Origin of the sequence: Streptococcus oralis subsp. tigurinus (assembly GCF_002093575.1) — a bacterium.
Classification (GTDB): Bacteria; Bacillota; Bacilli; order Lactobacillales; family Streptococcaceae; genus Streptococcus; species Streptococcus oralis_CH.
This window is the reverse complement of the sequence record NZ_LNVH01000004.1, coordinates 269,183-293,749: the sequence shown is the minus strand read 5'-3', so window position 1 is coordinate 293,749 and position 24,567 is coordinate 269,183. Positions and strand designations below refer to the sequence as shown.

25 protein-coding genes and 1 pseudogene are annotated in these 24,567 nt (G+C 41.1%); 1 reads left to right on the top strand and 25 read right to left on the bottom strand.

Translation table 11 applies throughout. The annotated features are described in order from the left end of the window. Positions 1 to 102 precede the first annotated feature (102 nt). The 14 genes from ATE37_RS06440 to ATE37_RS06375 form a co-directional block, all read right to left on the bottom strand. A complete protein-coding gene (locus ATE37_RS06440; RefSeq protein WP_084868414.1) occupies positions 103 to 726 on the bottom strand; it encodes a Pr6Pr family membrane protein in 624 nt (207 codons plus the stop codon). 2 nt (positions 727 to 728) lie between these two features. After that, complete coding sequence (locus ATE37_RS06435; RefSeq protein ID WP_001061598.1) at positions 729 to 1,067, bottom strand: zinc ribbon domain-containing protein YjdM; 339 nt, start codon at positions 1,065 to 1,067, stop codon at positions 729 to 731. A gap of 210 nt (positions 1,068 to 1,277) precedes the next feature. Next, on the bottom strand, positions 1,278 to 1,796 hold the full coding sequence (locus tag ATE37_RS06430) for a Dps family protein (protein WP_084868413.1): 519 nt from the start codon (positions 1,794 to 1,796) through the stop codon (positions 1,278 to 1,280). 148 nt (positions 1,797 to 1,944) lie between these two features. Then, on the bottom strand, positions 1,945 to 3,726 hold the full coding sequence (locus ATE37_RS06425; RefSeq protein ID WP_084868412.1) for an ABC transporter ATP-binding protein: 1,782 nt from the start codon (positions 3,724 to 3,726) through the stop codon (positions 1,945 to 1,947). 8 nt (positions 3,727 to 3,734) lie between these two features. Then, positions 3,735 to 5,471 (bottom strand): ABC transporter ATP-binding protein, encoded by a 1,737-nt coding sequence (locus tag ATE37_RS06420; protein WP_084868411.1) that lies wholly within the window; start codon positions 5,469 to 5,471, stop codon positions 3,735 to 3,737. A gap of 179 nt (positions 5,472 to 5,650) precedes the next feature. Next, positions 5,651 to 6,409 carry a triose-phosphate isomerase gene (tpiA, locus tag ATE37_RS06415; RefSeq protein ID WP_000087900.1) on the bottom strand — a complete coding sequence of 253 codons (759 nt, stop codon included), beginning with the start codon at positions 6,407 to 6,409 and terminating at the stop codon, positions 5,651 to 5,653. Between the two features lie 96 nt (positions 6,410 to 6,505). Beyond that, a complete protein-coding gene (locus ATE37_RS06410) occupies positions 6,506 to 7,183 on the bottom strand; it encodes a DnaD domain-containing protein (protein ID WP_084868410.1) in 678 nt (225 codons plus the stop codon). An 8-nt stretch (positions 7,184 to 7,191) separates the two neighbouring features. Further along, the gene (gene metA / locus ATE37_RS06405) at positions 7,192 to 8,136 is read right to left on the bottom strand and encodes a homoserine O-acetyltransferase MetA (RefSeq protein WP_084868409.1); all 945 of its coding nucleotides are present in this window, start codon (positions 8,134 to 8,136) and stop codon (positions 7,192 to 7,194) included. Positions 8,137 to 8,322: 186 nt separating this feature from the next. Next, the gene (locus ATE37_RS06400) at positions 8,323 to 8,835 is read right to left on the bottom strand and encodes an adenine phosphoribosyltransferase (RefSeq protein ID WP_001049316.1); all 513 of its coding nucleotides are present in this window, start codon (positions 8,833 to 8,835) and stop codon (positions 8,323 to 8,325) included. 175 nt (positions 8,836 to 9,010) lie between these two features. Then, on the bottom strand, positions 9,011 to 9,700 hold the full coding sequence (gene rplA, locus ATE37_RS06395; RefSeq protein ID WP_001085675.1) for a 50S ribosomal protein L1: 690 nt from the start codon (positions 9,698 to 9,700) through the stop codon (positions 9,011 to 9,013). A 207-nt stretch (positions 9,701 to 9,907) separates the two neighbouring features. After that, a complete protein-coding gene (rplK, locus tag ATE37_RS06390) occupies positions 9,908 to 10,333 on the bottom strand; it encodes a 50S ribosomal protein L11 (protein WP_001085808.1) in 426 nt (141 codons plus the stop codon). 122 nt (positions 10,334 to 10,455) lie between these two features. Beyond that, the gene (gene ldcB / locus ATE37_RS06385) at positions 10,456 to 11,172 is read right to left on the bottom strand and encodes an LD-carboxypeptidase LdcB/DacB (protein ID WP_007520454.1); all 717 of its coding nucleotides are present in this window, start codon (positions 11,170 to 11,172) and stop codon (positions 10,456 to 10,458) included. 15 nt (positions 11,173 to 11,187) lie between these two features. Next, on the bottom strand, positions 11,188 to 11,649 hold the full coding sequence (locus tag ATE37_RS06380) for an HIT family protein (RefSeq protein ID WP_084868408.1): 462 nt from the start codon (positions 11,647 to 11,649) through the stop codon (positions 11,188 to 11,190). A 1-nt stretch (position 11,650) separates the two neighbouring features. Then, positions 11,651 to 12,688, bottom strand: a complete 1,038-nt coding sequence (locus ATE37_RS06375; RefSeq protein WP_084868407.1) for a M42 family metallopeptidase — start codon at positions 12,686 to 12,688, stop codon at positions 11,651 to 11,653. A gap of 138 nt (positions 12,689 to 12,826) precedes the next feature. Between ATE37_RS06375 and ATE37_RS06370 the strand changes: the two genes are divergently transcribed. Beyond that, complete coding sequence (locus ATE37_RS06370; protein WP_084868406.1) at positions 12,827 to 13,378, top strand: DUF1307 domain-containing protein; 552 nt, start codon at positions 12,827 to 12,829, stop codon at positions 13,376 to 13,378. A 48-nt stretch (positions 13,379 to 13,426) separates the two neighbouring features. Here ATE37_RS06370 and brnQ read toward each other — a convergent pair whose 3' ends face one another. The 11 genes and pseudogenes from brnQ to ATE37_RS06315 all read right to left on the bottom strand — a co-directional run bounded on the left by brnQ (position 13,427) and on the right by ATE37_RS06315 (position 24,519). After that, positions 13,427 to 14,752 carry a branched-chain amino acid transport system II carrier protein gene (brnQ, locus tag ATE37_RS06365; protein WP_180382771.1) on the bottom strand — a complete coding sequence of 442 codons (1,326 nt, stop codon included), beginning with the start codon at positions 14,750 to 14,752 and terminating at the stop codon, positions 13,427 to 13,429. Positions 14,753 to 14,936: 184 nt separating this feature from the next. Beyond that, positions 14,937 to 15,224 carry a rhodanese-like domain-containing protein gene (locus ATE37_RS06360; protein WP_000659165.1) on the bottom strand — a complete coding sequence of 96 codons (288 nt, stop codon included), beginning with the start codon at positions 15,222 to 15,224 and terminating at the stop codon, positions 14,937 to 14,939. Then, a complete protein-coding gene (locus ATE37_RS06355; RefSeq protein ID WP_084868405.1) occupies positions 15,221 to 15,811 on the bottom strand; it encodes a uracil-DNA glycosylase family protein in 591 nt (196 codons plus the stop codon). The genes ATE37_RS06360 and ATE37_RS06355 overlap by 4 nt, the downstream gene beginning before the upstream one ends. Positions 15,812 to 15,864: 53 nt before the next feature. After that, positions 15,865 to 17,265, bottom strand: coding sequence for a dipeptidase PepV (pepV, locus tag ATE37_RS06350; RefSeq protein WP_049520916.1), 1,401 nt, complete (start codon positions 17,263 to 17,265; stop codon positions 15,865 to 15,867). A gap of 9 nt (positions 17,266 to 17,274) precedes the next feature. Then, positions 17,275 to 17,880, bottom strand: a complete 606-nt coding sequence (locus ATE37_RS06345) for a nitroreductase family protein (RefSeq protein ID WP_000670152.1) — start codon at positions 17,878 to 17,880, stop codon at positions 17,275 to 17,277. A 174-nt stretch (positions 17,881 to 18,054) separates the two neighbouring features. Next, complete coding sequence (locus ATE37_RS06340; RefSeq protein WP_084868404.1) at positions 18,055 to 18,909, bottom strand: metallophosphoesterase family protein; 855 nt, start codon at positions 18,907 to 18,909, stop codon at positions 18,055 to 18,057. Continuing rightward, entirely contained in the window at positions 18,899 to 20,746 is a 1,848-nt protein-coding gene (uvrC, locus tag ATE37_RS06335; protein ID WP_045617526.1) for an excinuclease ABC subunit UvrC, read from the bottom strand. Before uvrC ends, ATE37_RS06340 begins: the two co-directional genes overlap by 11 nt. 101 nt (positions 20,747 to 20,847) lie before the next feature. Beyond that, a pseudogene (locus ATE37_RS10890) lies at positions 20,848 to 20,949 on the bottom strand (M57 family metalloprotease); the annotation flags it as partial. Positions 20,950 to 21,133: 184 nt separating this feature from the next. Then, positions 21,134 to 22,366, bottom strand: coding sequence for an aminoacyltransferase (locus tag ATE37_RS06325; protein ID WP_084868403.1), 1,233 nt, complete (start codon positions 22,364 to 22,366; stop codon positions 21,134 to 21,136). A gap of 4 nt (positions 22,367 to 22,370) precedes the next feature. Further along, a complete protein-coding gene (locus ATE37_RS06320; RefSeq protein ID WP_007520467.1) occupies positions 22,371 to 23,585 on the bottom strand; it encodes an aminoacyltransferase in 1,215 nt (404 codons plus the stop codon). 220 nt (positions 23,586 to 23,805) lie between these two features. Next, on the bottom strand, positions 23,806 to 24,519 hold the full coding sequence (locus tag ATE37_RS06315; RefSeq protein ID WP_084868402.1) for a M57 family metalloprotease: 714 nt from the start codon (positions 24,517 to 24,519) through the stop codon (positions 23,806 to 23,808). Positions 24,520 to 24,567: the final 48 nt, after the last annotated feature.

Sequence of the window (24,567 nt, the reverse complement as noted above, 5' to 3'; positions counted from 1 at the left end):
TCTGTATATTTCTCACTGTTGATCTTTTTAAAAGGAAGATGGCAAGAAAAGAAGGAGCCCGATTGAACTAAAGACTCCGTCCTAACTTTCCTAATAGGAAGACTATTTTCGCTTGATTTGCTTAATCAAATAGAAGATGAAGCCTGCAACCATATAGGCAACAAAAATGATCAAATACCATTTGATGACCATGTCCCAACCCTTGTTCACATTTAAAAAGAAATATGGAAAGGGATTGTCCTTGGAATTTGGAATATTCAGCTTCAAGACCAAGCCGTTAAACAAGGCAAAAATCATATAAACCAAAGGCAAAATGGTCCACAAGACTGGATCCCAGATCTTGTATTGACCCTGTTTATCAAAGAAGAGGGTGTCGGCTAAAAACCAGAGTGGAACGATATAGTGGCAAAGGAAATTTTCCACTCGGTAAAAGTCTGTCGCAATCGGAGCAAGCATAAAATGGTAAATCACACAGGTAATCATGATACTCATGGTGACGCCACCCTTGAGACGAAGCAAGGTCGGACTTTGCCAATTTTCACCTGAACGGCTCATCACACGGAGTAGATAGCCCGTGAAAATCATTACCAAGAGATTAGATAGCACTGTGTAGTAAAGGAGCATACCAAAACCACCGTGCTTGGTAATCTCCAAATAAACTCCTGTAAATGCCGCTAAGAACAAGAGCACACGACTATAAAAGATAAATTTATAATTCAGTTTCATGGCTAGATTTTCTTAACAAACTCTGACTTCAATTTCATAGCTCCAAAACCATCAATCTTACAGTCGATGTTGTGGTCACCTTCTACGATACGGATATTTTTAACGCGAGTTCCTTGTTTCAAATCCTTTGGCGCACCTTTTACTTTCAAGTCCTTGATAAGGGTCACAGTATCGCCGTCAGCCAACTTATTTCCGTTGGCATCGATAGCGACAACACCTTCTTCTACTTCTGCAACTTCTGCAGGGTTCCATTCATAGGCACACTCTGGGCAGACCAAGAGATTTCCATCTTCGTAGACATATTCTGAATTACATTTTGGGCAATTTGGTAAATTGTTCATGGGGTCTCCTTATAACATTTCACTATTCTTTGAAAATCAAAATTTCTCGAACAGCAACTATTATACCGTAAAATCCTACTTTTGACAATGTGTCCTAAGTCTAGCAGACAAAAAAGTCATGCAACTTTTCACAGTTACATGACTTTTAAAAGATGATTGGTCATGGGCGCTTATCAAGCACCTCATGATAAAAGGGGTAGCAACTATATCTTACAAACCAGGAGCTTGTCCAAGTTCTGCCGCAAGCATCCAAACTGTTTTCTCAAGTTCGGCCTTAGCTCCAACAAAGATATCGTTTGTAACATCATCGCCTTCTTCATCAGTCACATCCAAAGCTTTTTGGAAAAGAGCGATGAGATAGTGATAAATCGCTAGAACACGTTCCAAGCTTTCTTCAACGTTACGGAATTCTCCTTCTTCTTCTTCGATTTCACTGTGTTGAAGGAATTCTGTCAAAGTTGAGTAAGGTTTGCCACCAAGGGTGATCAAACGTTCGCTGATTTCGTCAAGATAGCCATCAAGGCTGTCCATGTATTCATCCATTTTTGGATGCCATACAAGGAAACCACGACCACGCATATACCAGTGAACTTGGTGAAGGGCAATGTGAGCCACATACAAGTCTGCTACTGCTTGGTTCAATACTTCTTTTGTTTTTGCCAATGCTACTGGCACTGTTTTAGATAATGTTGTAACGTCTTTTACTGCTTCTTTTTTCAATTCAACCATTTTTTTCACCTCGTAATATTACTTTTGTAACCAATTTATTGATTACTACCTAAGTATACTACTCCTGGTATACAAAAGCAAGGGAATTAACTCATATTAAAAAAGTTTTAATAGACTGATAATTTAAGAAAAATCTGGACAGTTTTGATTAGCTTGATTGCCCAGACTTACTTGAAAATTGGCTTTGGTACAAATCATAATAAAAGCCTTTTGCTTGGAGCAAGCTTTCATGATTTCCCTGCTCAATAATCTGTCCATCCTTAAGAACGAGAATCTTGTCTGCTTCTTGAATGGTCGAGAGACGGTGGGCGATGACAAAGCTGGTTCTTCCCTTCATCAAGCGTTTCATGGCTTTTTGAATCAAGAGTTCCAAACGGGTGTCAACAGAGGAAGTCGCTTCATCCAGAATGAGAATTTTAGGATTGGCTAGAAGAGCACGCGCGATGGTCAAGAGTTGTTTTTGCCCGAGGGAAATATTGCTCGACTCTTGGTTCATTTCCATGTTGTAACCACCAGGAAGAGTTCGGATAAAGTGGTCTACATTTGCTGCTTTGGCAGCTTCTACAATATCCTCGTCACTGGCATCGAGATTTCCAAAACGTAGGTTTTCTTTGATAGTGTCTTCATAAAGCCAAGCATCCTGCAAGACCATCCCAAACTGACGGCGATAGTCTTGACGTGACAACTGGCGAATATCCTGCCCGTCAACCAAGATTGCGCCTGCTGTGACATCGTAAAAGCGCATAAGCAGATTGATCAAGGTCGTCTTACCAGCTCCAGTAGGACCAACAATCGCTACCATCTCTCCCGGTTGAACTTCTAGATTAAAGTCTCGAATCAATGGCTTGTTTTCAACATACTGGAAGTCAACATGTTGGAAGGTCACCTGACCTGTTAAGGGTTCAAGGATTTCGAGTTCTTCTCCCTTGACTTCCTCTGTCTCATCTAGGATGTCGAAGATACGGTCTAACGAAGACTTGGCGCTTTGCATTTGACCCGCAAGTTGTGTGATGTTTTGGATAGGCTGGCTGACCTGCCAAACATACTGAACAAAGGCCTGCATATTCCCCACTGTCAAACGACCCGCAATCACTTGCAATCCACCAAGAACTGCAACGATCAGATAGGTCAAGTCTGATACAGCATGAAGAGCTGGCATCATGAGTCCAGAGATAAAGCTGGCTTTAAAACCAACACGTTGGAGGTCGTCTGTAATCTTAGAAAATTCTTTATGAGAAGTTTCCTCACGACCGTAGAGTTTCAAGACATTAAAACCTGTGAGATTTTCCTGCACATAGCCATTCATCCGTCCTAAAATAGCCGCCTGCTCTTTAAAATAAGGCTGAGAACGTTTCAGGATGCTTCTGGCACCAAAATAGGTCACTGGAATGGATAGAATCACCACTATAGCCAGTTGAAAGTTCAAGTATAAAACCATTCCCATGACGAGAACAATCGTCAGAACAGCATTGACAATTTGTAGGAAAGACTGTTGAAGAGCGTTGGATACCGTCTCAACATCACTGGTAAAGCGACCCAACAAATCACCAAATTGGTGTTTGTCAAAGAAAGATACTGGGATACGATTGATTTTCTCGGTCATTTCATTTCGCAGATCCTGAGTCATAGACTGGACCGCATTGGTCATGAAATAGTTGGAATAATAAGACCCAAGTTCATACAAGAGACCTCTAAAGAGGTAAATGATTAAAACAGTCCCGATGTAGGCTGTGTTGATATGAGCGCCTGCAAGACCATTAGCCATATCTAAGAGATTCTTTGTCAACTCCGTAATGGCTAGCCCCAATACAAAAGGCTCCAAGACACTCATGACTACGCTTAAAACTTTTAGAAAGACTGCAAAAAAGACAGAAAAACGGTAGGCTTTCAAATAGCTCCACAAACGAGCCAAACTAGATTGTGTTTTCATATTTCCTCCTATTCTTCTGTTAGAGATGCATTTTTTAACTGCGACTCAGCAATCTCACGATAGATATCATTGGTTTCCATTAATTCCTCATGGAGACCGCGACCCACGATCTCTCCCTTATCCAGAACGATGATCTGGTCAGCATCCATGATGGTTCCGACACGTTGAGCAACAATTAAAACCGTTGCATTCTGTGTGACTTCCTTGAGACGACGACGTAAAATAGCATCCGTACGATAATCCAAGGCTGAGAAGGAATCGTCAAAAATATAGATATCAGGATTCTTTATGACCGCTCTTGCAATTGAGAGACGTTGTTTCTGTCCCCCAGAAAGATTGCTTCCACCTTCAGCTAGATGGGTCGCAAAGCCTTCTTCTCGGCTTTCGATAAAATCTTTGGCTTGCGCCACATCCGCTGCCTGATGTAAATCTTTGTGACTAGCATCTTCCTTCCCATAGCGGATATTTTCAGCGATAGTTCCTGTAAAAAGCAAGGCCTTCTGCGGAATAAAACCAATCTTTTGACGGAGAGACTTGAGGCGGTAATCCCTCACATCGACACCATCAACCTTGATTTTTCCAACTGTGACATCGTAAAAACGTGGAATCAATTGCACAAGAGAGGACTTGCCCGATCCGGTCGATCCGATAAAGGCAATGGTTTCACCCGGTTTAGCGCTGAAAGAAATATTATGCAAAACAGGGTTTTCCGTCTCACCAGGATAGGCAAAGGTGACATTTTCAAATTCCAAATAGCCGTGGGTTGCTGTCTCTCTGACGCCTCCTTCATTTGGATCAATAGAAATCGGCATATCCATGACTTCTTTCAACCGTTCACTCGAAACGGCTGTACGAGGATACATGGTGAAGAGATTGGATAGGAAAAGGAAGGACAAGAGGGCGTGGAAGCTATATTCGATAAAGGCTACTAGGTCCCCAATTTGCAAGCTTCCTTGTTTGATAGGATCCAGAGCAAACCAGACAATAGCTACAATCATAGCAATGATAATCTGAACAAACAAAGGTTCCGTCAAACCGGTTAGTTTAAACAGACGATTGGAATTGGCTGCATAGACTGCATTTTGTCCTGCAAAACGTTCCTCTTGAAACTCCTCACGGGCAAAGGCACGAATGACACGGAGTCCCATCAGATTTTCCCTGGCATATTGGTTTATCTTATCTAAGGTAGCCTGCTGTTTCTCTGATAATGGTCGAGTCTTAACCGCTACATAAATGACCACCACAGCCAAGAAAGGTACTGCAAAGGCCACTATCCAGGCTAATGACGGACTGGTCAGAAAAATCATTAAGATACTAGAAAGCATCATCATGGGAGTGATGACACCCAGTTTTAAAGTCTGTTCTGCAAATTGCATGAGAACAAAGGCATCACTGGTAATGCGAGTAACTAGTGAAGACACACCAATCTTTTCATATTCATGATGAGAATACTCTTGTAATTTGGCATAGAGATCATCTCTCATATCCTTGACCATATTGGTCGTCAGCTTACTAGCAGCGTAGGCTAAGACTATACGCCCCAAGGTTCCACATAGGATAATCACCAGCATAATTGCAGCCCAAACATACAATTGCTGTTCATTTCCTTTATTCACACCTTCATCAATCATCCGAGCCAGAACAGTTGGCAGTCCAAGATTGACGACAACAAAGAAAACCGCTCCAAAGAAATCCAAGAATAACCACTTGGGGTATTTTTTCAAATAAGACCAAATATAGAGCATAACTCCCCCTTTCATAACTTTTTGATATAGAAAAGAGCGCGCATCTGCACGCCTTTCTTTCCCTAAGGAACTTTCCTAGTCTAGAAAAATCCCTCTTTCACAAGAATGCTCCAAGTAAAAATAAGACAGGCAGTCAAAGTCACTTAGTACTTTTAACTGTCTGTCTGGAATGAGCTAGATTATTTTACAAAATCAAGCAATGCCAAGAAGCTTTCAGCTTCAAGTGACGCACCACCAACAAGGGCACCGTCAACGTCTGGGCAAGCCATGTATGAAGCAACGTTTTCAGGTTTAACAGAACCACCGTATTGAACACGAACTTTGTCCGCAACTTCTTGACCAAAGTCAGCTGCTACAACGTCACGAACAACTTTACACATTTTTTGTGCATCGTCTTGTGAAGCTGATTTACCAGTACCGATAGCCCAGATTGGCTCATAAGCGATAACTGTTGAAGCAACTTGTTCAGCAGTCAATCCAGCCAATGCAGCAGATACTTGAGCACCTACGAATTCAGCAGCTTTACCAGCTTCGTAAGTTTCAAGTGACTCACCACAACAAATGATTGGAAGCATACCGTTTGCAAAGATTGCTTTTGCTTTTTTGTTGATATCTTCGTCAGTTTCATGGAAGTAATCACGACGTTCTGAGTGACCGATCACAACGTAGTCTGTACCGATTTCTTTCAAAACTTGTGGGCTAGTTTCACCAGTGAACGCACCTGCATTTTCAAAGTAGCAGTTTTGAGCAGCAACTTTAAGGTTTGAACCTTTAGCAGCAGCAAGAACAGCTGTCAAATCAACTGCAGGAGCTGCGATACCTGCTTCAACAAGGTCTGATGAAGGAAGTTTTGATGCAACGGCTTCAACGAATGCTTTTGCTTCTTCTGGATTTTTGTTCATTTTCCAGTTACCAGCGATAAATGGTTTACGTGACATTTCACATACCTCTTTTTTCATTTTATTCACTATTATTCTATCATATTTATAAGGAGCTTGCAAACCTTACTCTAATTTTCAAGAATTTTCAAGCGACTAATCTTGCCACAAATTCATGGCATCGAGGAAATCAGCCGAAGCCTGAACTTGTTTGGGATTGTTTGCTTCTCGCTCTGCTCGTTTGGCCTCCACCTGGGCCACAGACTGAATGCCTTCATGGCGCCAGTTTCGTAGGATTGCCTGAATGTACTTCCAGTTTGGTTTGCCATTAAAAACCGCCTCTCGGAGAGCTTCCTTGATCAAATCCGCCTTGATTTCATCTTCTTTGACAGTCTTAGAAAGATCTTCGATTTCAAATGGTGTTAATAAGCGTCCCAATTCCTGCTGAAAAGTTTCAACCAGATCCTTCAATTGATTTTTGGGGTTTGGGGCAGTTGTAGCTGGAGTTTGGGTATCCAACAAGCTATCTAAGCGTTCAAAAGCCAGACTAGCATCAAAAATGAGCTCAATTTCCCCATTTAGTTCAATGGTCCGATATTGTAGCAAACCATTTTCTGTCAAATTCGAAATGGATTGGTTGACATCTGCTACCTCTTTCCCAATGATTTCAGCTATTTGGCTAGGCGAAACATCTCCTAGGGCTGTAGTATTTTGTAAATAGAAAAATTGCCAGACGAGAAAATCTTCGCTGGAAGGAAAGAGTTCCTTAAAATGCAAGAGCAGGGCACTTGGCAAAACCAAGTTCCCTGTTTTAAAAGCGTCAAAATATGTCATAATTCCTCTTATAAATATCCAAATGCAGCCGCATCATCCTCTACCTTTCTCCAGTCAAAAGGGGTTTCTTGATAAACTGCATAGTTTACCCAATTGCTGAAAAAGAGGGCAGCTGATGAAGACCAACAGAGACAAGGCGTCTTATTTACATCATCATTTTTAAAGTAGTTCTCTGGGATATGAGGGTCGAGTCCCGCCTCATAATCACGAAAATACTCTCTTGCCAAAGTGTCACGATCATACTCCAAATGACCAAAACTATAAATCTCACGCAAATCTCGACTAGCCAGGATAGAAACCCCAACCTCAGGACCTTCTGACAGGATCTCCAGATTAGTCTTATTTAAGATTTCTTCTTTTAAAATCTCAGTATGACGAGAATGAGGAGCTACATAGCGATCATCAAAACCACGAAAGAGAAGATGGCCCTCTTTCAAGGTGTCCTGTGGGTAAATACCTGATAGTTTCCGATCCATCTGGTGCTTTTCAACACCATAGCGAACATAAAGACCTGCTTGTGCTCCCCAACAGATATGGAGGGTTGAAAAAACATGCGTCTTGGACCATTCGATGACCTGCTTGAATTCCTCCCAGTAATCTACTTCCTCAAAAGGCAAATGCTCCACTGGTGCTCCTGTGATAATCATTCCATCAAAAAAGTCATCCTTGACCTCTGGAAAGGTCTTATAGAAGGTTTCCATATGTTCGGCACGAGTTGTCTTGGAATGATGCGTTTCCATATATAAGAAATCAATATCTAATTGCAACGGTGTATTAGCCAAGTGCCGCAAGAGTTGCGTTTCTGTTACCATCTTTTGGGGCATGAGATTTAAAATCAAAATCTTCAAGGGGCGAATATCCTGATGAGCGGCCCGTTGGTCGTCCATAACAAAGATATTTTCTGTCCTTAAAATCTCCACAGCTGGTAATTTTTTATCAAGTCGAATCGGCATAATACCCTCCTAACAGTTCTCTATTTCGGAAATGATCTTGTCTGTTTGAAAGCAAAAACCTCCAAATACTTCTTCCCTATATTATACTGTATGAAGATATAGTTTTCAATTATAGTTTTTCTCTAACTAGCTATAGTTAATTTATATAGCAGATGAAGAGAAAACAGCCCCAAGGACTGTTTTTCATTAATAATGCATAAGTACCTTGTAATCGTAATCTCCGATTTTTTCACGGCCTTTAAGCTCATCCAGCTCAATCAAGAAAGCACAACCGGCTACAACTCCACCAAGTCTTTCAATCATCTCAATCGTTGCTTTGACAGTTCCACCTGTTGCCAAGAGATCATCTACGATGAGAACACGTTGGCCTGGCTTAATCGCATCAGCATGCATGGTCAAGGTATCAATACCGTACTCTTTCTCATAGTCAGCAGAAATGACTTCACGTGGCAATTTCCCAGGTTTACGAACAGGAGCAAAGCCAATTCCTAACTCAAAAGCAACTGGGCAGCCAACAATAAATCCTCGAGCCTCTGGCCCCACGATCATGTCGATCTTCTTGTCTGTTGCATACTGAACAATTTCACGAACAGCATAGCTATAAGCATTTCCATCTGCCATCAAAGGGCTGATATCACGGAAGGTGATGCCTTCCTTAGGATAGTTTTCAATCGTTGCGATATAATCTTTTAAATTCATCTTTTTCTTTCTTTCAAAGTTTTTACTCTCTATTATACCACATTTTTTGTGAAAGAAGAAGAGGAAAAGCACTATTCTATTGCTCCATCAGGCTATTAATGGAGTTATTTTCCCTGGTGTGAACTTATCATCAAAAAAACGAGCACATTCGTACTCGTTTTTAAAAATCTGTTAATTAAAGTGAGTTTACGTCAACCTTGATACCAACACCTTGAGTAGTTGTGATAGTCAAGTTTGTTACGTATGTTCCTTTAGCTGTAGCTGGTTTTGCTTTTTGGATTGTTTCGTTGAAAGCTTTGAAGTTTTCAACCAATTTTTCAGCTTCAAATGATACTTTACCGATGATTGCTTGAACGTTACCTGCACGGTCAGCACGGTAAGTAATTTTACCACCTTTAGACTCTTCAACTGCTTTAGCAACATCCATTGTTACAGTACCAGTTTTAGGGTTTGGCATCAAGTTACGTGGTCCAAGGACACGTCCAAGACGTCCAACAAGAGCCATCATGTCAGGTGTAGCGATAACTACGTCGAAGTCCAACCAACCGTCGTTGATTTTCGCAACAAGGTCATCTTCACCAACAAAGTCTGCACCTGCAGCTTTTGCTTCTTCAGCTTTTGCACCACGTGCGAAAACAAGAACGCGTGAAGTTTTACCAGTTCCGTTTGGCAATACCATTGCTCCACGGATTTGTTGGTCAGCTTTTTTTACGTCGATGTTCAAGTTGTAAGCAACTTCTACAGTTGCGTCAAATTTTGCAAAGTTAGTTTCTTTTGCAAGTGCTACAGCTTCTTCTACACTGTATGCTTTTGTGCTGTCGATTTTCTCAAGAGCAGCACGAAGTTGTTTGCTTTTTTTAGCCATTTTCTATTCTCCTTGTAAGTGGTTCAATCGATTTTCATCTCCCACGTCACTCCTCGAAATGATGAAGTCTTGCGGGTTTTCAGTCCATTATTTTCCTTTTCCTACTTCGTTAAGTTCCCTTACTGTACCTAAGTACAAGCCTCAGTCACTTGCCTAGTATGAAAAGCAACTAATAGACTGCTGTGAGATTTTCTACTGTGTTATTGATTAGTCAACAACAGTGAATCCCATAGAACGAGCAGTACCTTCGATCATACGCATTGCAGACTCAATGTTTGCTGCGTTCAAATCTGGCATCTTAGTTTCTGCAATTTCTTGTACTTGTGCACGAGTAACTGTAGCAACTTTAGTTTTATTAGGTGTACCTGATCCTTTTTCAACACCTGCAGCTTTTTTCAAAAGAACAGCAGCTGGTGGTGTTTTTGTAACGAAAGTAAATGATTTGTCTTCGTATACTGAGATAACAACTGGAATGATCATACCAGCTTGGTCAGCTGTACGAGCGTTGAACTCTTTTGTGAATCCCATGATGTTGATACCAGCTTGACCAAGAGCAGGTCCAACTGGTGGAGCTGGTGTAGCTTTACCAGCAGGGATTTGCAATTTTACAAGTTTTTCGACTTTTTTAGCCATTTTTAAATCCTCCTTTGTGGTTTTGGCGGTAATTAGAGATTTTTACCTCCCACAAGTATGCTTTACACATACCCATTTATTATACACTATTTATCTAAAAATGCAAGAGAAAAATTTCTTTTTTAATCGACGTAATCTCCGCCTTCAAAGCCATAGTACTCTTCCAAACTGAGGCCACTTGCAGCAATTTCTTTGGCCTCTTTTCCGACGTAGCGAAGATGCCATTCTTCCGCCATATAGCCAGTCTCTTTTTCCTTGCCTTTGAGATAGCGAACAACAAAGCCATAGTCAGCCGCATGATCCAAGAGCCACTGGGCTGCCTTCTCCTCTGTTACCAATTCTCCATTAGTCCCGATCAAATCAAAAGCAAGACCTGTCTGGTGTTCACTGTATCCAGGGCGAGCTGAGTAGCGATCTGCCTCTTCCTTACCGTCTTGATTCACATAGTCTTGATAAAGTTTGGTTTGAGTTTCATAACTTCTAAAACCACTGTAATGATCGCTGATTGGGTAGCCAGCTGCCTGCATTGCTGCGATGAGTTTGACCAACTCTGCCTTAGCTGTTGGATTTTCGCCTGGATTATAGTCTTTTGACAAAGGATAGTGCTTATTAGCTACGACGATTTCATCGTATTTCCCTTGTATACTATAGTGATCTCCCTTATTGACAACTTCTGCCTTTTTCTGACTAGAAGCTTGAGATTTGCTTCCTACAGTCCCTTCAGATTGGCTAGTTTGTTCCGTTTTTTGAGTATTTTCTTCATTTTTAGGTTGTTCTTGAGAACATGCTGCTAGGGTTACTGCTAGCAAACCAGATAAAACGATATATCTTTTTTTCATTTTTTACTTCCTCTCTTAGATCACGTGCTTCTCTAATTCATCGGATAAGGCTTTAATCATTTGTTCCAACTCATGGGATTTCACTTGGCAATCTTCTGCCGCCATTTCTTCCCAGGGCACCCACCAGACTGGACCACGACCATTCAATCCATGACCCCTCATATCACCTGATCGTCTTGGAAAGAGGTGCCAGTGGACGTGGGCATCTCCATTTCCTAACAGTTCGATGTTCATCTTTTCAGCTTTAAACGCTTTGGCGACTGCTTCTTGGACCAAACTCATTTCCTCTAGAAAACGCAGTTTTTTAGAAGTCTCCATATGGTGGAGTTCTGTGACATGCTCTTTTGCCAGAAATAAGGTATAGCCCTTAAAGTATTGATGATCTCCAATGACAACATAGCCTGTTTCTAGTTCTTTTACAAAGTAGGGATTCTTCCCCGCCTTGATCCATTCAATTCTTTGACAAATCAAGCACATATCAGTCTACCAATGCACTCTTGAGATAAGCGTCGACCATACGCTCAGTCGCCACGACCGAATCAATGTGTGTTCGTTCGTAAGAGTGACTGGATTCAATACCAGCTCCAAGGAGGGCGTGTTTGACCTCTGCTCCTGCAGACATGGCCGCTGAAGCATCAGAACCATAAAATGGATAGATATCGAGCTTAAATGGAATATCTTGCTCCTTCGCCAAAGCTACCAAGTGTTGACGAAAGTCATAGTGATAGGGGCCTGAAGCGTCTTTGACACAGATAGACACTGTGTACTCATCCGTCTGCTGGTCATCTCCCATTGCACCCATATCGACAGCCAGATATTCTACTACCTGGGCTGGAATATTGGAGTTGGCACCGTGGCCCACCTCTTCAAAGACTGAAAAAGCAAAATGAGTTGTTACTGGCAACTCAATCCCCTCTTCCTTATAAACACGAAGAAGATTGAGCAAAATCGCTGCGCTGACTTTGTCATCTAGATGGCGAGACTTGATAAAACCAGTCTCTGTCACGACAGTTCGCGGATCAAAACTGATAAAGTCGCCAACTTCGATGCCCAAGGCGCGGGTTTCTTTTTCATTGGTTACTTTTGCATCCAAACGTACTTCCATATTGTCCTGCGTACGTTCTGCAGTTCCTGCATCCTTGTAGACATGGCAAGAAGTTTGATGGATGAGGATGGTCCCAGATACCGTTTGACCAGTGCTAGCCACATGAACGATACAGTTTTCTCCTTCAATCATATTCCAAGGAAAACCACCAATACGATCCAATTTGAGACGGCCATCTGGTTTGACTGCACGAACAATAGCACCCAGCGTATCCACATGGGCAGTCACATAGCGTTGTTGCTCATCGTTTTGACCTTTAATGGTCACATTGACACCACCCTTGGCTGTACGGACTGGCTGGTAGCCAAGCTCTTCTAAAGTATGGACCAAGTAGTCTGAAATCTCACGAGTAAATCCCGTCGGAGATGCAATAGCGGTTAGTTCTTTGATATAGTTTATAGTCTGATTCATTTCTTCACCTCTTTCCTACCATTATAACATTTTTCTAGTCAGACTCCTTCTCAAAAGGAGAAAAACTGTGTTTAGTTGCTTTCACTATAGATCCATGTTATAATACAAATGCTTTGATTATGAAAGGAAAGTAAAAATATGAAATCATACTTTAAAGTATCGCTAGCCCTTGTGGCTTCACTTGTCCTCCTACTCGGATGTTCCAAACAAGCATCAACACCTGCTAGCAGCAGTAGCAAAGAAGACACATCAACTCAGTCAAGCGAGACCAAACAAAGCACTGAACAATCATCTGAAAAGAAAGATGAGACAGAAACTCACACATTTGTCCACAATAGCAAACCTGGGATTCATTCTACCTTGACTTATACTGTGAAGGGAGATGACGTTGTAAAACAAACTGTTCATAATGTACTTGACCCTGAAAAACTTAATAATACCGCGGAAGGTATTAAGGAAATTGTTGACGATACTTATAAAGGTTATGAAGGGGTCAAAGGGGTTACACAAAAAGTTGAAATTCAAGACGAGAAAGTTATCCAAAACATCGAGGTTGACATGACTGTCGCGAGTCTTGACGAATTGAAAAAAGCAATGCCAAACGAATATTCTGGTATTGGAAACCGTGTAAGCTTTGCTGCCTCGAAAAAAATGCTTAAAGAAGCTGGTTATACTGAACAAACCAACTAATGAGTCGTGCTCATACAAAAAATTCTTGGTCGATGACCAAGAATTTTTTTATTCCATCTCAAAAACGTCGCTCTCTTGTTTGTTTGGTAGAACCAATGAAAGCAAGATTCCGATAATAGCTGGCACTATCCATGGAAGAGAGGCAGCTGCAAACGGAAGAGCATTAATCAGATTTTCTAGAAACTCAATCTTAAAGGAACTTCCAAGGACGCTTGCAAGAGCAATCGCTGTAACAAGCCCAATAGTTAACTGCATGCCCGGTTTTGACAGGGCGACAAACTTATTAACAATCACGATCATCACAATGGCGATGGTGATTGGGTACAAGATTACCAGTACTGGAACTGAATACTTAATGATTGCATCAAGACCAAGATTTGCAATAGCAAACCCAATCAAGGTAAAGACAGTTGCATAGACCTTGTAGCTGATTTGTGGGAAACGTCCGTTAAAGAACTCTGCAGTAGACACAATCAAGCCAACTGTCGTTGTGAAACAGGTTACAGTTACCATAACAGCAAGGAAGAGTTGAGCTGTTGAACCAAAGATTTCCTGAGTTGCTTGTGACAAGATATAAACACCTGGTGTTCCACCCTTCATCACTTCAGCTGGTACCGGGAAATGATTTCCAAGGAATCCTAAACCGATATAAAGAGCGCTAAAGGCAAGAGCTACAACGATACCAACCACCCAAATAGTTGAAATGTATTCTTTCTTACTGGAGAATCCAAGTTGTTTCAAGGTTTGAACAGCAATTACACTGAAGGCAACTGAAGCAAGGGCATCTAAGGTATTATACCCTTCTAGGAAACCTGTACCAAAGGCAGAAGATTGATAGGCTGCTGAAGCTGCTTGAGGGCTTGTTCCACCATATTTGAAGGCACCTAGTACAACCAAGATAACGATCAACAAAGCAAAGACTGGCGTTAAAACACGTCCAATTCGATCCAAAATCTTTGATGGATTGAGTGAAATCAAATAAGCCGCTGCAAAGTAAAGCACAGTAAAGACAATCAAGCCAAGACCTTTATTCGCATCTGATAAAAGGGGGCTAATCCCAACTTCATAAGCTGTTGTGGCAGTACGTGGAATGGCAAAGAAGGGACCAATCAATAGATAGAGGACTGCAAGATAAAGCGTCGCAAACCAAGGTGAGATTTTCTTAGAAATCTCGTGAATGTATCCTTTAGGGTTTAGCGTTCCGATGATGAGCGTTAGGACAGCAATCCCGACACCCGAAAATACAAAACCTGCGATGGCAGGAAGAAACTGTTCTCCAGATAAAGCACCTAGAGAAGGCGGAAAGATCAAGTTCCCCGCACCAAAAAATATTCCAAACAGGAGCAAGCCTGTTAGGGCACCTTTTTTAGCCATAATAATCTCCTTCATATTTCTAAAATACTGACCTAGTATACCATTATTAAGACTCTGAAAAAAGTATCCAAAATTAATCATTGAATGTTTTCAATATTTTTAAAAATAAGAATTATCTAAAAACAAAATCCCTCACTCAGTTGGAACCGAGCAAGGGAAGATTAGGATCTATCACCATAGAGGTTTAAAGATTTTCAAAGGCCGTCATTCCACCTTGAACATTGATAACTTCATAACCCTGTTCAACTAGAAATTGACAAGCACGCGCTGAACGTATTCCAGATTTACAAATGACATAATGCAAGAGGTCCTTGTCCAACTGATCATAGATATCAGCTAATTGACTAAGTGGTAGGTTTTGAGCACCTTCTAAATGAAGCGTCTGGAACTCTTCTACTTCTCTCACGTCCACTAGAGAAAGTTGCTCATTTTGATAAAGCTGGTAAAAATCGTTAAAAGTAATTTCTTTCATTTTGTTTCTCCAAGAATCTTCTGAATTCTTTTTTTCAAATCGGGCACTACTTCTGACTCAAACCAAGGATTTTTGGCCATCCAGATTTGATTTCGTGGTGAGGGGTGCACCAGAGGGAAAAATTCTGGTAGATAGTCTTTGTAGTGTTTTACCCGTTCTGTCACCTTGCCACTAACTTTTTCATGTAAATAATAGGCTTGGGCATATTGTCCAATCAAGAGAGTTAATTGGATATCGGGCAACTCTTGCAAGAGTTGCGGATGCCATTTTTCTGCAAAACCTGTACGAGGTGGAAGGTCGCCTGACTTGCCATGCCCCGGAAAGTAGAAATCCATGGGCAGAACTGCAAAATAACCTGAATTGTAAAAGGTGTCCTCATCCACACCTAGCCACTCACGCAAGCGATTGCCACTCTTATCCTTCCAATAAATCCCAGCTTCTTGCGTTTTAAGCCCAGGAGCCTGACCGACAATATTGATACGGGCAGTTTTTGGCGCCGCAAAGAGAGGTTCGATTCCGCGTTCTGTATAGCTGGTATTTTGCGGATCCGCCATAATGGCTTGCTTGATTCTTTCAATTTGAGACATCTGTTTTCCCTCCAAAAAGAAGTCCAAGCATACAATCTCAGACTTCTATCATTTTATTTGATCAGTTCATAAATAGCTTCAGCATAGATTGCTGCTGCTCGGAAGAGATCGTCCAAGGCGATAAATTCGTTGGCTTGGTGCATGGTATCGATTGAGTCTGGGAACATCGCACCGTAGGCAACCCCACGTTCCAGTAAACGACCAAAGGTACCACCACCGATGACTTGCTCGTGACCTTTAAGACAAGTTTGTTTTTCATAAACATTCAACAAGGTTTGCACAAGTGGATCTTCCATCGGTACATAGTGAGGGGTGTGACCGTGTTCAGAAAGGCTAACAGAAGCAACTGGCAAGTTTTCAAGGATTGACTTGATTTGCTCTGGGCTTGTTCCTTTTGGATAACGGAAGTTAAGAGCAATCGTATTGTCAGCACTTGTTTCATCGAAGCGGAAGACACCGGCATTCATAGAAAGGGCACCCATCTTTTCATCTACATGAGCAACCTTGAGATTTGTACCCTTATGGTCGTTCAAGAGAATCTTACCAGCGATGTCGAGGTAGTCTTTTGCAGGTCCTGCAAAGTCAAACTGACTGAGGAAAAGGGCAAGGTAGGTCGCACCATTGACACCTGATGCAGGCATAGCACCATGAGCTGATTTACCAATCACAGTCACCTTGTACTGGCCGTTTTCTTCTTGGAGTTCTCCTCTGAGTTTGTGTTCTGCAACAAAGGCATCTAGTTTAGCTTGCAAGTCAGCCAAGTCACCTGAAACGACTGCTGTTGCTGATTCAGGTACCATGTTTTCACGCAAACCACCTGTGAAGCTGTGAAGGCGAGCTGCACCAGTATTTTCACCTGCAAAATGGAGATATTCTGTGATATTCCCTTTTTCACCATTGATGATAGGGAATTCAGCATCTGGAGAGAAACCGAAGTCTGGTTTCGCAAGTCCTACATGTTCAAAGTAGTAGTCCATGTCTGCCCAGCCTGATTCTTCATCTGTTCCGACGATGAAACGAACTTTTTTAGAAGTTGGAAGCCCCAATTCTTTGATGATTTTCAAACCATAGTAACAAGCTGTTGTAGGCCCCTTGTCGTCTGAAGCTCCACGCGCATAAAGGCGACCGTCTTTGATAGTTGGTGTATAAGGGTCCGTGTCCCAACCGCTACCAGCTGGCACCACGTCCATGTGAGCAAAGATTCCGAGAACTTCTTCTCCTTCACCAAACTCAAAATGTCCTGCGTAGTTATCAACATTTTTAGTTGGATAGCCATCACGGTCTGCGATTTCAAGGAATTTTTCCAAGGCTTTTACTGGACCAGGTCCAAATGGATGCTCAGCATCGGCTTTGCTGTCATCACGTTCTGAGTTGATTTCCAAAAGGCTAAACAAGTCAGCCAAGAGGTCTTCTTTGCGTTTTTCTACTTCTGCTGTAAAATCAATAACTGTCATTTTTTCTTCCTATCTCTTCTCGATAATTTCATCTACTGGCAAGCGGTAGCTTGGTTCCAATTTCTCATCTGTGTATCCAACTGTGATCAAGAGTTCTGGACGGAATCGGTCTTCAATGTCCAAAACTTCGTTGGCTTTTGATTTGTCAAATCCAAGAATAATGTTAGAACCGATTCCTTGGTCAGTCAAAGCAAGAACTAAGTTCATGGCTACTAGTCCCGCATTAAGGGCCAAGTAGTCACTAACTTGCTGTTCACTGTAACGCGCAAACTCGGCAGGCAAATTCTTCATGAAATATTGAAGTTGCTCTTCTGAGAAATTCTTTGCACCACCAACTCGGGCAATCTTGCGGGCACGTTTGGCAAGATCTGTATCTGTAAACAAGGCAATGGTCACTGGCGCTGATGATACCTGCTCAAAGTTCGAACCATATGCTAATTTTGCCAATTCTGCATTTTTTTCACGAACCACCACAAACTTCCATGGCTGGCTGTTATGGGCACTTGGGGCCAAGGTTGCGATTTCGATAGCCGTACGCACATCTTTGGGATCTACCGGTTTATCAGTAAAATGCTTAGTCGCATGACGTTTTTTATTTAATTCAAGAAATTTCATAATCGATTTCCTTTTCTAATTCTACTGCATCCATTCTACCATATTTTGAAAGAGCTTGCAGAGATTTTTCATAGAAAGAAATTGGAACACGGATGAAGCCCTGGATTTAAACTTATCATTAAAATCAGATTTTTCCTCATCCAGTTCCAACTAATTCTCAGGGGTTTAAAGAAACTAGTCTATCTTGTATTCTGACTTTATAGCCTCCAAAAATTCTTTCACATCCTCCACATACCCATGCTTTTCAATTAAACTAGATAAAAGTTCCAGATTGTGCCCCCGATAGTTGTCATCTCGACGTAGTTCTTCATACATTTCGATAAAAGGAAGGTCCTTAGACTTGGCCAATTCTAACTCTGCTTCATAGTCATACGCAACTTTTCGGAATAGAATATTTACCAATTCCCCATCTTCTACTTCTATCACGGCATACTGGGCACGGTGATTTTTTAACGCTTCCCAGTCAAAATAGGGCATGCCTATCGTACCTGGATTGATGATTTGTTGCCCTTGACTGCCGTAACGAAGCAACTGCTTGTGAACATGACCATAGACTGCCACGTCCGTTCCCTCATCTAGGAGTTGGTCAAATTTATCTGTATCATTCTCAACCATCAAGTCACGTCCATAATTTTTGTCAGGTAAATTATGAGAAAGAGAAAAGCGCAGTCCCTCAACTTCTTTCTTTTCCAGCAAAGGCAAGCTTCGTAGCCAGACAATCGTTGCAGGATCCATTCGCTCCATCAAAAACTGAGTCAATCGCATAAGCTGAATTTCTTGTGGATCTTCCAAACCGTATTCTCCGTCCAAGACCTCAAGGACACAATCATCCCAATTTCCTCGAACACTTGCTGTGATAGGAAGGTCCTTTAGCAGGGCGACCAAGTCATTTGCGCCTGGACCGGGAAGAAAAATATCTCCCAGGAGCCAATATTCACTGGCTCCTTGAGTTTTAGCATCTGCAATCACTGCTTCTAAGGCCGTCGCATTGCCATGGATATCTGATAAAATTGCTACTTTATGGTTCATGATGGTCTCCTTCTGTTTGGTAATCTACTCTCTCTTCCGCTACTTGAGCCAACTCCACTTCTTCCTGCGGGTTCAACTTTCTCTGAACAGCTTCTGCGACAGCTCTTGGTACTCCAACTTCAACAATCTCATCCACACTAGCTTCCTTGATTTTAGTCAGAGACTTGAAATGCTTCATGAGATTTTGCTTGCGTTTAGGTCCTAGACCGTCAATCCCATCCAATTGGGATGAAAAGGAATTTTTGGAGCGCAGTTGACGGTGGAAAGTGATAGCAAAGCGGTGTACCTCATCTTGAATGCGTTGGAGGAGGAAAAATTCCTGAGAATTGCGAGATAACTCTACCACTTCCAGTGGATCTCCAAAGAGCAGTTCATGGGTTTGGTGCTTGTCATTCTTTTGCAGACCTGCAATTGGAATATCCAAGCCCAGTTCCTCTTGGATGACCTGCTTAGCGATATTGACTTGACCTTGTCCTCCATCAATCACAATCAAATCTGGGGGAGTCAAACCGTCTCGTTGAACTCGTCCATAGCGTCTGCGAATGACCTCTCGCATACTGGCGTAGTCATCTGGACCCACAACCGTTTTTATCTTGTACTTACGGTAATCCTTCTTACTCGGTTTACCATTGACAAAGACCACCATGGCCGAAACAGGGCTGGTCCCCATAATATTGGAGTTGTCAAAGGACTCAATGCGAACCGGTGTCGGTATTTGGAGCAAACGCCCCAGATTTTCAATAGCTCCTTGTGTCTTTTCGACAGATTTTTCTAGAAGATTGAACTTCTGCTCCAGACTAACACGGGCATTTTTTATAGCTAGATTGACCAGCTGTTTTTTCTCTCCACGCTGGGGTTTGACAATCTTAGTATCCACCAAGGCCTTGACGGCTTCTTGGTCAATATCCTGCGGAATCAATACTTCATTAGGAACCAGGTGAGATTTTTCTTGATAAAATTGTCCTACGTAGGTCAGAAAATCTTCATCAGGATCGTTGTAATAAGGGAATAGATTGACGTCACGCTCAATTAACTTACCCTGACGGACAAAGAAAACCTGCACACACATCCAGCCCTTGTCCACATAGTAGCCAAAGACATCACGGTTTTGGAGGTCTTTAGCCATGACCCGTTGCTTAGTCCGCAGAGTGCCAATCGCCTGAATCAGGTCACGGTATTCCGCTGCCCGTTCAAACTCCATACTTTGTGCTGCTACTGCCATTTTACCCTTGAGTTCGTCGATGATTTTGTCATCCTGCCCTTTTAAGAAGTCAGAAACCTCCTGAGCCATGGACTTGAAATAGGCCTCATCTTTTTTACAGATGGTGTGGGCCATACACTGGCCGATATGGTAATAGAAACAAACCTTAGACGGCGGATTGGTACATTTCCGAAAAGGGAAAATCCGATCCAGTAGTCGTTTGATTTCATTGGCTGCGCTCACATCGGGATAAGGTCCAAAATAAAGACCTCCATCCTTCTTGACCTGACGGGTGATAATCAAACGAGGATAGCGCTCATTGGTAATTTTGATTAATGGATAAGACTTATCATCCTTGAGCATGATATTGTACTTGGGCTTATTTTCCTTGATGAGGTTGATTTCCAGAAGGAGGGCCTCAATATTGGACTCGGTAACGATAAATTCGAAATCCACAATTTCAGATACCAGAGCCTCTGTCTTGGTATCGTGACTGCCACGGAAGTAAGAGCGCACGCGATTGCGCAGATTTTTAGCCTTTCCTACATAGATAATGGTGCCGTTTTTATCTTTATGAATGTAGCAACCGGGGCTGGTCGGCAAGAGCTCCAGTTTTGATTTGATCAAGTTATTCATAGTTCCATTATAGCAAAAAGGCCGTAACAGGACGAACAAAAAGCCCCACCAATCACTTGATGGAGGAGCTTTGATTTCTTTTCGGATTGCACCGACTTCATCTAGTCGCTACTAGTATAGAGTTCTTGAACAGCTTTCACATCCCGAGGCTGAATCCCATAGTAAGAGCCTGCAGGTTGCATAACAGAAGTCTCGTTGGTATAGCTATAGATTTATCTGATACCCTAATTTATATAAGTGAAATTTCCATATTACTTCCTGGTTTTCCCCTCTTATGCACATCAAAATATTTTTGACTCAAATAGAACATAGAAAAAAGAAGCACTAAACTATACTACAAAAGTTATACAAAAAATAACTTTTTGGGGTAGTACATAGGTAACGTAATTATCGACCCAATATCCTTTTTATTAGAGAAATAATTCTATACTTGAGAGGAGAAGGATAATAACGGAAAGTTCCCGCCTTCCTTACAATATAGCCATTAAAGTTTTGCTTAAAGCGAAGCACACCATCACTTCCATCAAATATTCCTTGAATCCCTAAAAAATTATAAACAGGAATTCCACGCTTTATACTCTCTAACATAACATACTCTTGAAGCAACGCTGGTGCATAGAACTTATTAAATTCTGTGTAAGAGCCACTAAAAAGATAGGTACTCTCTTGAGGCATATAGATAAAAAGACTACCAGCCAATACAACCTTTTGTTCCCCATACTTTGCTATCAATTTATGTGCTTCTGCTTTACGAACCTCAAAAGTTTCAAATTGATGTAGCAATTCTTTATGCTCTTTTTTCTTCTGAGCTGAATCAGGTGATTTTCTTAACGCTGCGTCAAAATCTGCTATTTTTTTGGATAAGTTTTCTTGAGTTTTCTCCAGTTGAGAAAGATAATCTTGAAAATTTAAAGTTGCAACCATAAATTCAGCTCGGTCTCCAAATGCATCATAAAAATGTTCGTAATATTCTAAACTTTTATCACTATATTCTCTTCTTTTTGATGTCGTAGCAGTAATATCTTTAAAAATAGATAATTCATCACGTTTTAATCGTCTCAATTGAATGCCAAAGCTTCTAGCTTTCTTAACCAAGGGTTTTCCCTTTTTACTAAAAGATCTAATTAAATTCTCCTCTGTGATTCCTTCTAAATCCTTGACATATAACCAATCAGGTTCCCCACCTGGGTAACCAATCTGTAAACCATCATGACAATATCCTAGATTCGTCAAACGCTGAATAATTTCTTGTTGCTCCTCCGTCACTGGATTCCCATTAGTATCAAAACTTTGAAAAGTATCGTAAGGTTTGACAATCAACTCCAGAGCCCCATGTTGTTTAGCATACACTTGGAGATCTTTGTAAAATTCCTTTAGGTAAGTTGCATCGCTATAAATTGGACCAGAATTGATTTCCATGTGCAGTCCACCTGTCATTGGCAAACTATAAACCAACGCGGCAACCTGAATGGTCTCTGTATGCTTTAGAGCAAGGTAGGTCACTGTTGCTCCTCGCTTCTCTAATAATTCTCCCATCTGGATTGATTGTAAAAACGAGCGGGAGGTAATTGATTCTGAATAAATGCGAAAGTCTTCTTTAGTAAGTACAGTTAGTGTCATACATTTACTTTCTATGATATTTTTTTCGAAGATTAAATAGGAGATTTATTAAAGGATACAAAGGATGAATAGGTAGCGTAAACTCGCCTAAATATTCTTCAATAGTTGGATTAAAATTAGCCTTAAAGCGATAAAGCCCGCCATCTCTTGTATGTTCAATGCCTCCTAGATTTTGCCAGATAGAACCTCTTTCGAATGCATGCTGTAGTGTTCGATACCATGTTAAAATTGGAGCATTGTAGCGTCTAAATTCTACATCCATTCCTGCATATAAATTCACAGATGTCTGCCCAAATTCCAAGGTCAAAGTGGCTGATAAAGGAGCAACTTGAACACCTGAAGAAATATATTTCTCCAAAAATAGAATTTCTTCATTCAACCTTTCGCTTTCTTGCAACCTACTTTGATATTTCGAAGATTTAACAGTAGCTGATAAAGATTCTAGAATTTTTTGATTCTGATTTCTTTGTTCTTCTAAAATATTCAACCGATTTGGCAAATCAAGTGTAGATAATGTTATATAAGCATGGTCTGGAAAAGACAATAGTAAATTTCGATAGTAGGCTTCATTACGCAAATGAATACTTTTTCTTGCCTCCGTCTTCTTCATTAGAAAAGAAAATGATTCTAATAATTCAATCCCACCAAACTGAATAGTTATTCCTTTATTTTGTGCAGTCCTAATAGCTTGTCTTGCTGATTTCGGTAGATATTTCTCATCAAAATTTTCTTTGTACACTTTCGCCTGTATACGAGGCTGAATAGTATCAATCATTCCACTAGTCTTACCAGACCAAATGAATCCTAGCTTTTGTAGATAATTTAGCGTTTTTAGAGTTTCCTCTGAGTAATCATAAAATTGACCATCAATATAAGTTTTATTCAAACAAAGCGCAGGGTCTATCTTAATAAAAAGAGCTCGTTTTTTCTGCGCAATCTTTTTAAGCGAAGAAAATACAAAATCCATCAAAGATTGGTCAGTATAATCCAAAATTGGACCTCTGGCAATGTAGCACATTGTAAAACCAAAGGGTAAAGATCTATAAAGTAAACTAGCTACCGCCACTATTTGATTATCACTATAAAACCCAACTCTTTCATTTTCCCATTCACTTTTTACACTTGCCCAAGCACTACTTTGCAAGAGATTCACTAAAGAACTTCGTCTAACAAAACGATCATGTTCTTCAGCAGAAATACCAACTCGATAATAATACATGTACTTTCGATCCTCTATTAATCTTAGTCCTATTTTACTATTTTTTTTTTAAAAAATAAAGAAAAAATAATCTTCACACATCACCTAGTATATGGAGTTAATATCAGTAACTTTTCCTATAAATAGTTAAAAGAAATAATAGGAAGTATGTCATTTAGATAATCTTTCTCAACTAAATTTGTAGTATAAAAATTGTTGTTTTAGCTTTTGAAAAAGCAAATTAAATCACTCGTCCATAATTATTTACATACAATTCTCTGACTTCAATCACATCCCGAGGCTGAATCCCATAGTAGGAGCCTGCAGGTTGCATAACAGAAGTCTCGTTGGTGTGATCCAATCCGATGGCATGTCCCAGCTCGTGCTCCGCCGTGTGCACGATTCGTTCATAAGAATATCCATAGTTTGGATTGGATAGATAATAGTGATTCAGGCGAACCGTTACAGATATAAATTGTTTGGTTAACAAATTGGTTTGACTCTCGGCTTGACCTGCTACAGCGGTCGATCCATCATTCATCTCACTTGCCACAATATCTGCTTGGCTAGGATCCGCAACCACCTCAAAGGTAAAAGCTCCCGTTTGATTCCAGTTTTTTATGGCTTCTGCATAGGCACCTTGGAAGGTCTCATCCATTTGAGGCTCAATATAGATGCGAGCTGAGGCCTGAGCCCACTTGCCTTCTGCATGTTGGTGACTGTCTGTCTGAGACAAGACTTCCAGCGTTCCCGTCTCCTTCCATTGGTTCCAGCCACCTTGACCAATCTTGCTCATTTTTTCAACCTGATTGACCGCAGAATGAAAATCACCTGTCAGATACCAAACCACTCCAAAGGCAATAAGCAGTAGAATGACCACAGTCCAAACCAGACGCCAGAAGAAACGCCAAATTCCCAAAAGAAATCGGAAGAATAATCGAATAATCCAGAACATGACACTCCACCTTTCATAAAAATAAGAATCTATCTTGAAATCACATTT

Bases quoted from the DNA above. Each gene is read 5' to 3' on its own strand.
- ATE37_RS06440 (WP_084868414.1), bottom strand. From the start codon at position 726: ATGAAACTGAATTATAAATTTATCTTTTATAGTCGTGTGCTCTTGTTC.
- ATE37_RS06435 (WP_001061598.1), bottom strand. From the start codon at position 1,067: ATGAACAATTTACCAAATTGCCCAAAATGTAATTCAGAATATGTCTAC.
- ATE37_RS06430 (WP_084868413.1), bottom strand. From the start codon at position 1,796: ATGGTTGAATTGAAAAAAGAAGCAGTAAAAGACGTTACAACATTATCT.
- ATE37_RS06425 (WP_084868412.1), bottom strand. From the start codon at position 3,726: ATGAAAACACAATCTAGTTTGGCTCGTTTGTGGAGCTATTTGAAAGCC.
- ATE37_RS06420 (WP_084868411.1), bottom strand. From the start codon at position 5,471: ATGCTCTATATTTGGTCTTATTTGAAAAAATACCCCAAGTGGTTATTC.
- tpiA (WP_000087900.1), bottom strand. From the start codon at position 6,409: ATGTCACGTAAACCATTTATCGCTGGTAACTGGAAAATGAACAAAAAT.
- ATE37_RS06410 (WP_084868410.1), bottom strand. From the start codon at position 7,183: ATGACATATTTTGACGCTTTTAAAACAGGGAACTTGGTTTTGCCAAGT.
- metA (WP_084868409.1), bottom strand. From the start codon at position 8,136: ATGCCGATTCGACTTGATAAAAAATTACCAGCTGTGGAGATTTTAAGG.
- ATE37_RS06400 (WP_001049316.1), bottom strand. From the start codon at position 8,835: ATGAATTTAAAAGATTATATCGCAACGATTGAAAACTATCCTAAGGAA.
- rplA (WP_001085675.1), bottom strand. From the start codon at position 9,700: ATGGCTAAAAAAAGCAAACAACTTCGTGCTGCTCTTGAGAAAATCGAC.
- rplK (WP_001085808.1), bottom strand. From the start codon at position 10,333: ATGGCTAAAAAAGTCGAAAAACTTGTAAAATTGCAAATCCCTGCTGGT.
- ldcB (WP_007520454.1), bottom strand. From the start codon at position 11,172: ATGAAAAAAAGATATATCGTTTTATCTGGTTTGCTAGCAGTAACCCTA.
- ATE37_RS06380 (WP_084868408.1), bottom strand. From the start codon at position 11,649: ATGTGCTTGATTTGTCAAAGAATTGAATGGATCAAGGCGGGGAAGAAT.
- ATE37_RS06375 (WP_084868407.1), bottom strand. From the start codon at position 12,688: ATGAATCAGACTATAAACTATATCAAAGAACTAACCGCTATTGCATCT.
- ATE37_RS06370 (WP_084868406.1), top strand. From the start codon at position 12,827: ATGAAATCATACTTTAAAGTATCGCTAGCCCTTGTGGCTTCACTTGTC.
- brnQ (WP_180382771.1), bottom strand. From the start codon at position 14,752: ATGGCTAAAAAAGGTGCCCTAACAGGCTTGCTCCTGTTTGGAATATTT.
- ATE37_RS06360 (WP_000659165.1), bottom strand. From the start codon at position 15,224: ATGAAAGAAATTACTTTTAACGATTTTTACCAGCTTTATCAAAATGAG.
- ATE37_RS06355 (WP_084868405.1), bottom strand. From the start codon at position 15,811: ATGTCTCAAATTGAAAGAATCAAGCAAGCCATTATGGCGGATCCGCAA.
- pepV (WP_049520916.1), bottom strand. From the start codon at position 17,265: ATGACAGTTATTGATTTTACAGCAGAAGTAGAAAAACGCAAAGAAGAC.
- ATE37_RS06345 (WP_000670152.1), bottom strand. From the start codon at position 17,880: ATGAAATTTCTTGAATTAAATAAAAAACGTCATGCGACTAAGCATTTT.
- ATE37_RS06340 (WP_084868404.1), bottom strand. From the start codon at position 18,909: ATGAACCATAAAGTAGCAATTTTATCAGATATCCATGGCAATGCGACG.
- uvrC (WP_045617526.1), bottom strand. From the start codon at position 20,746: ATGAATAACTTGATCAAATCAAAACTGGAGCTCTTGCCGACCAGCCCC.
- ATE37_RS06325 (WP_084868403.1), bottom strand. From the start codon at position 22,366: ATGACACTAACTGTACTTACTAAAGAAGACTTTCGCATTTATTCAGAA.
- ATE37_RS06320 (WP_007520467.1), bottom strand. From the start codon at position 23,585: ATGTATTATTATCGAGTTGGTATTTCTGCTGAAGAACATGATCGTTTT.
- ATE37_RS06315 (WP_084868402.1), bottom strand. From the start codon at position 24,519: ATGTTCTGGATTATTCGATTATTCTTCCGATTTCTTTTGGGAATTTGG.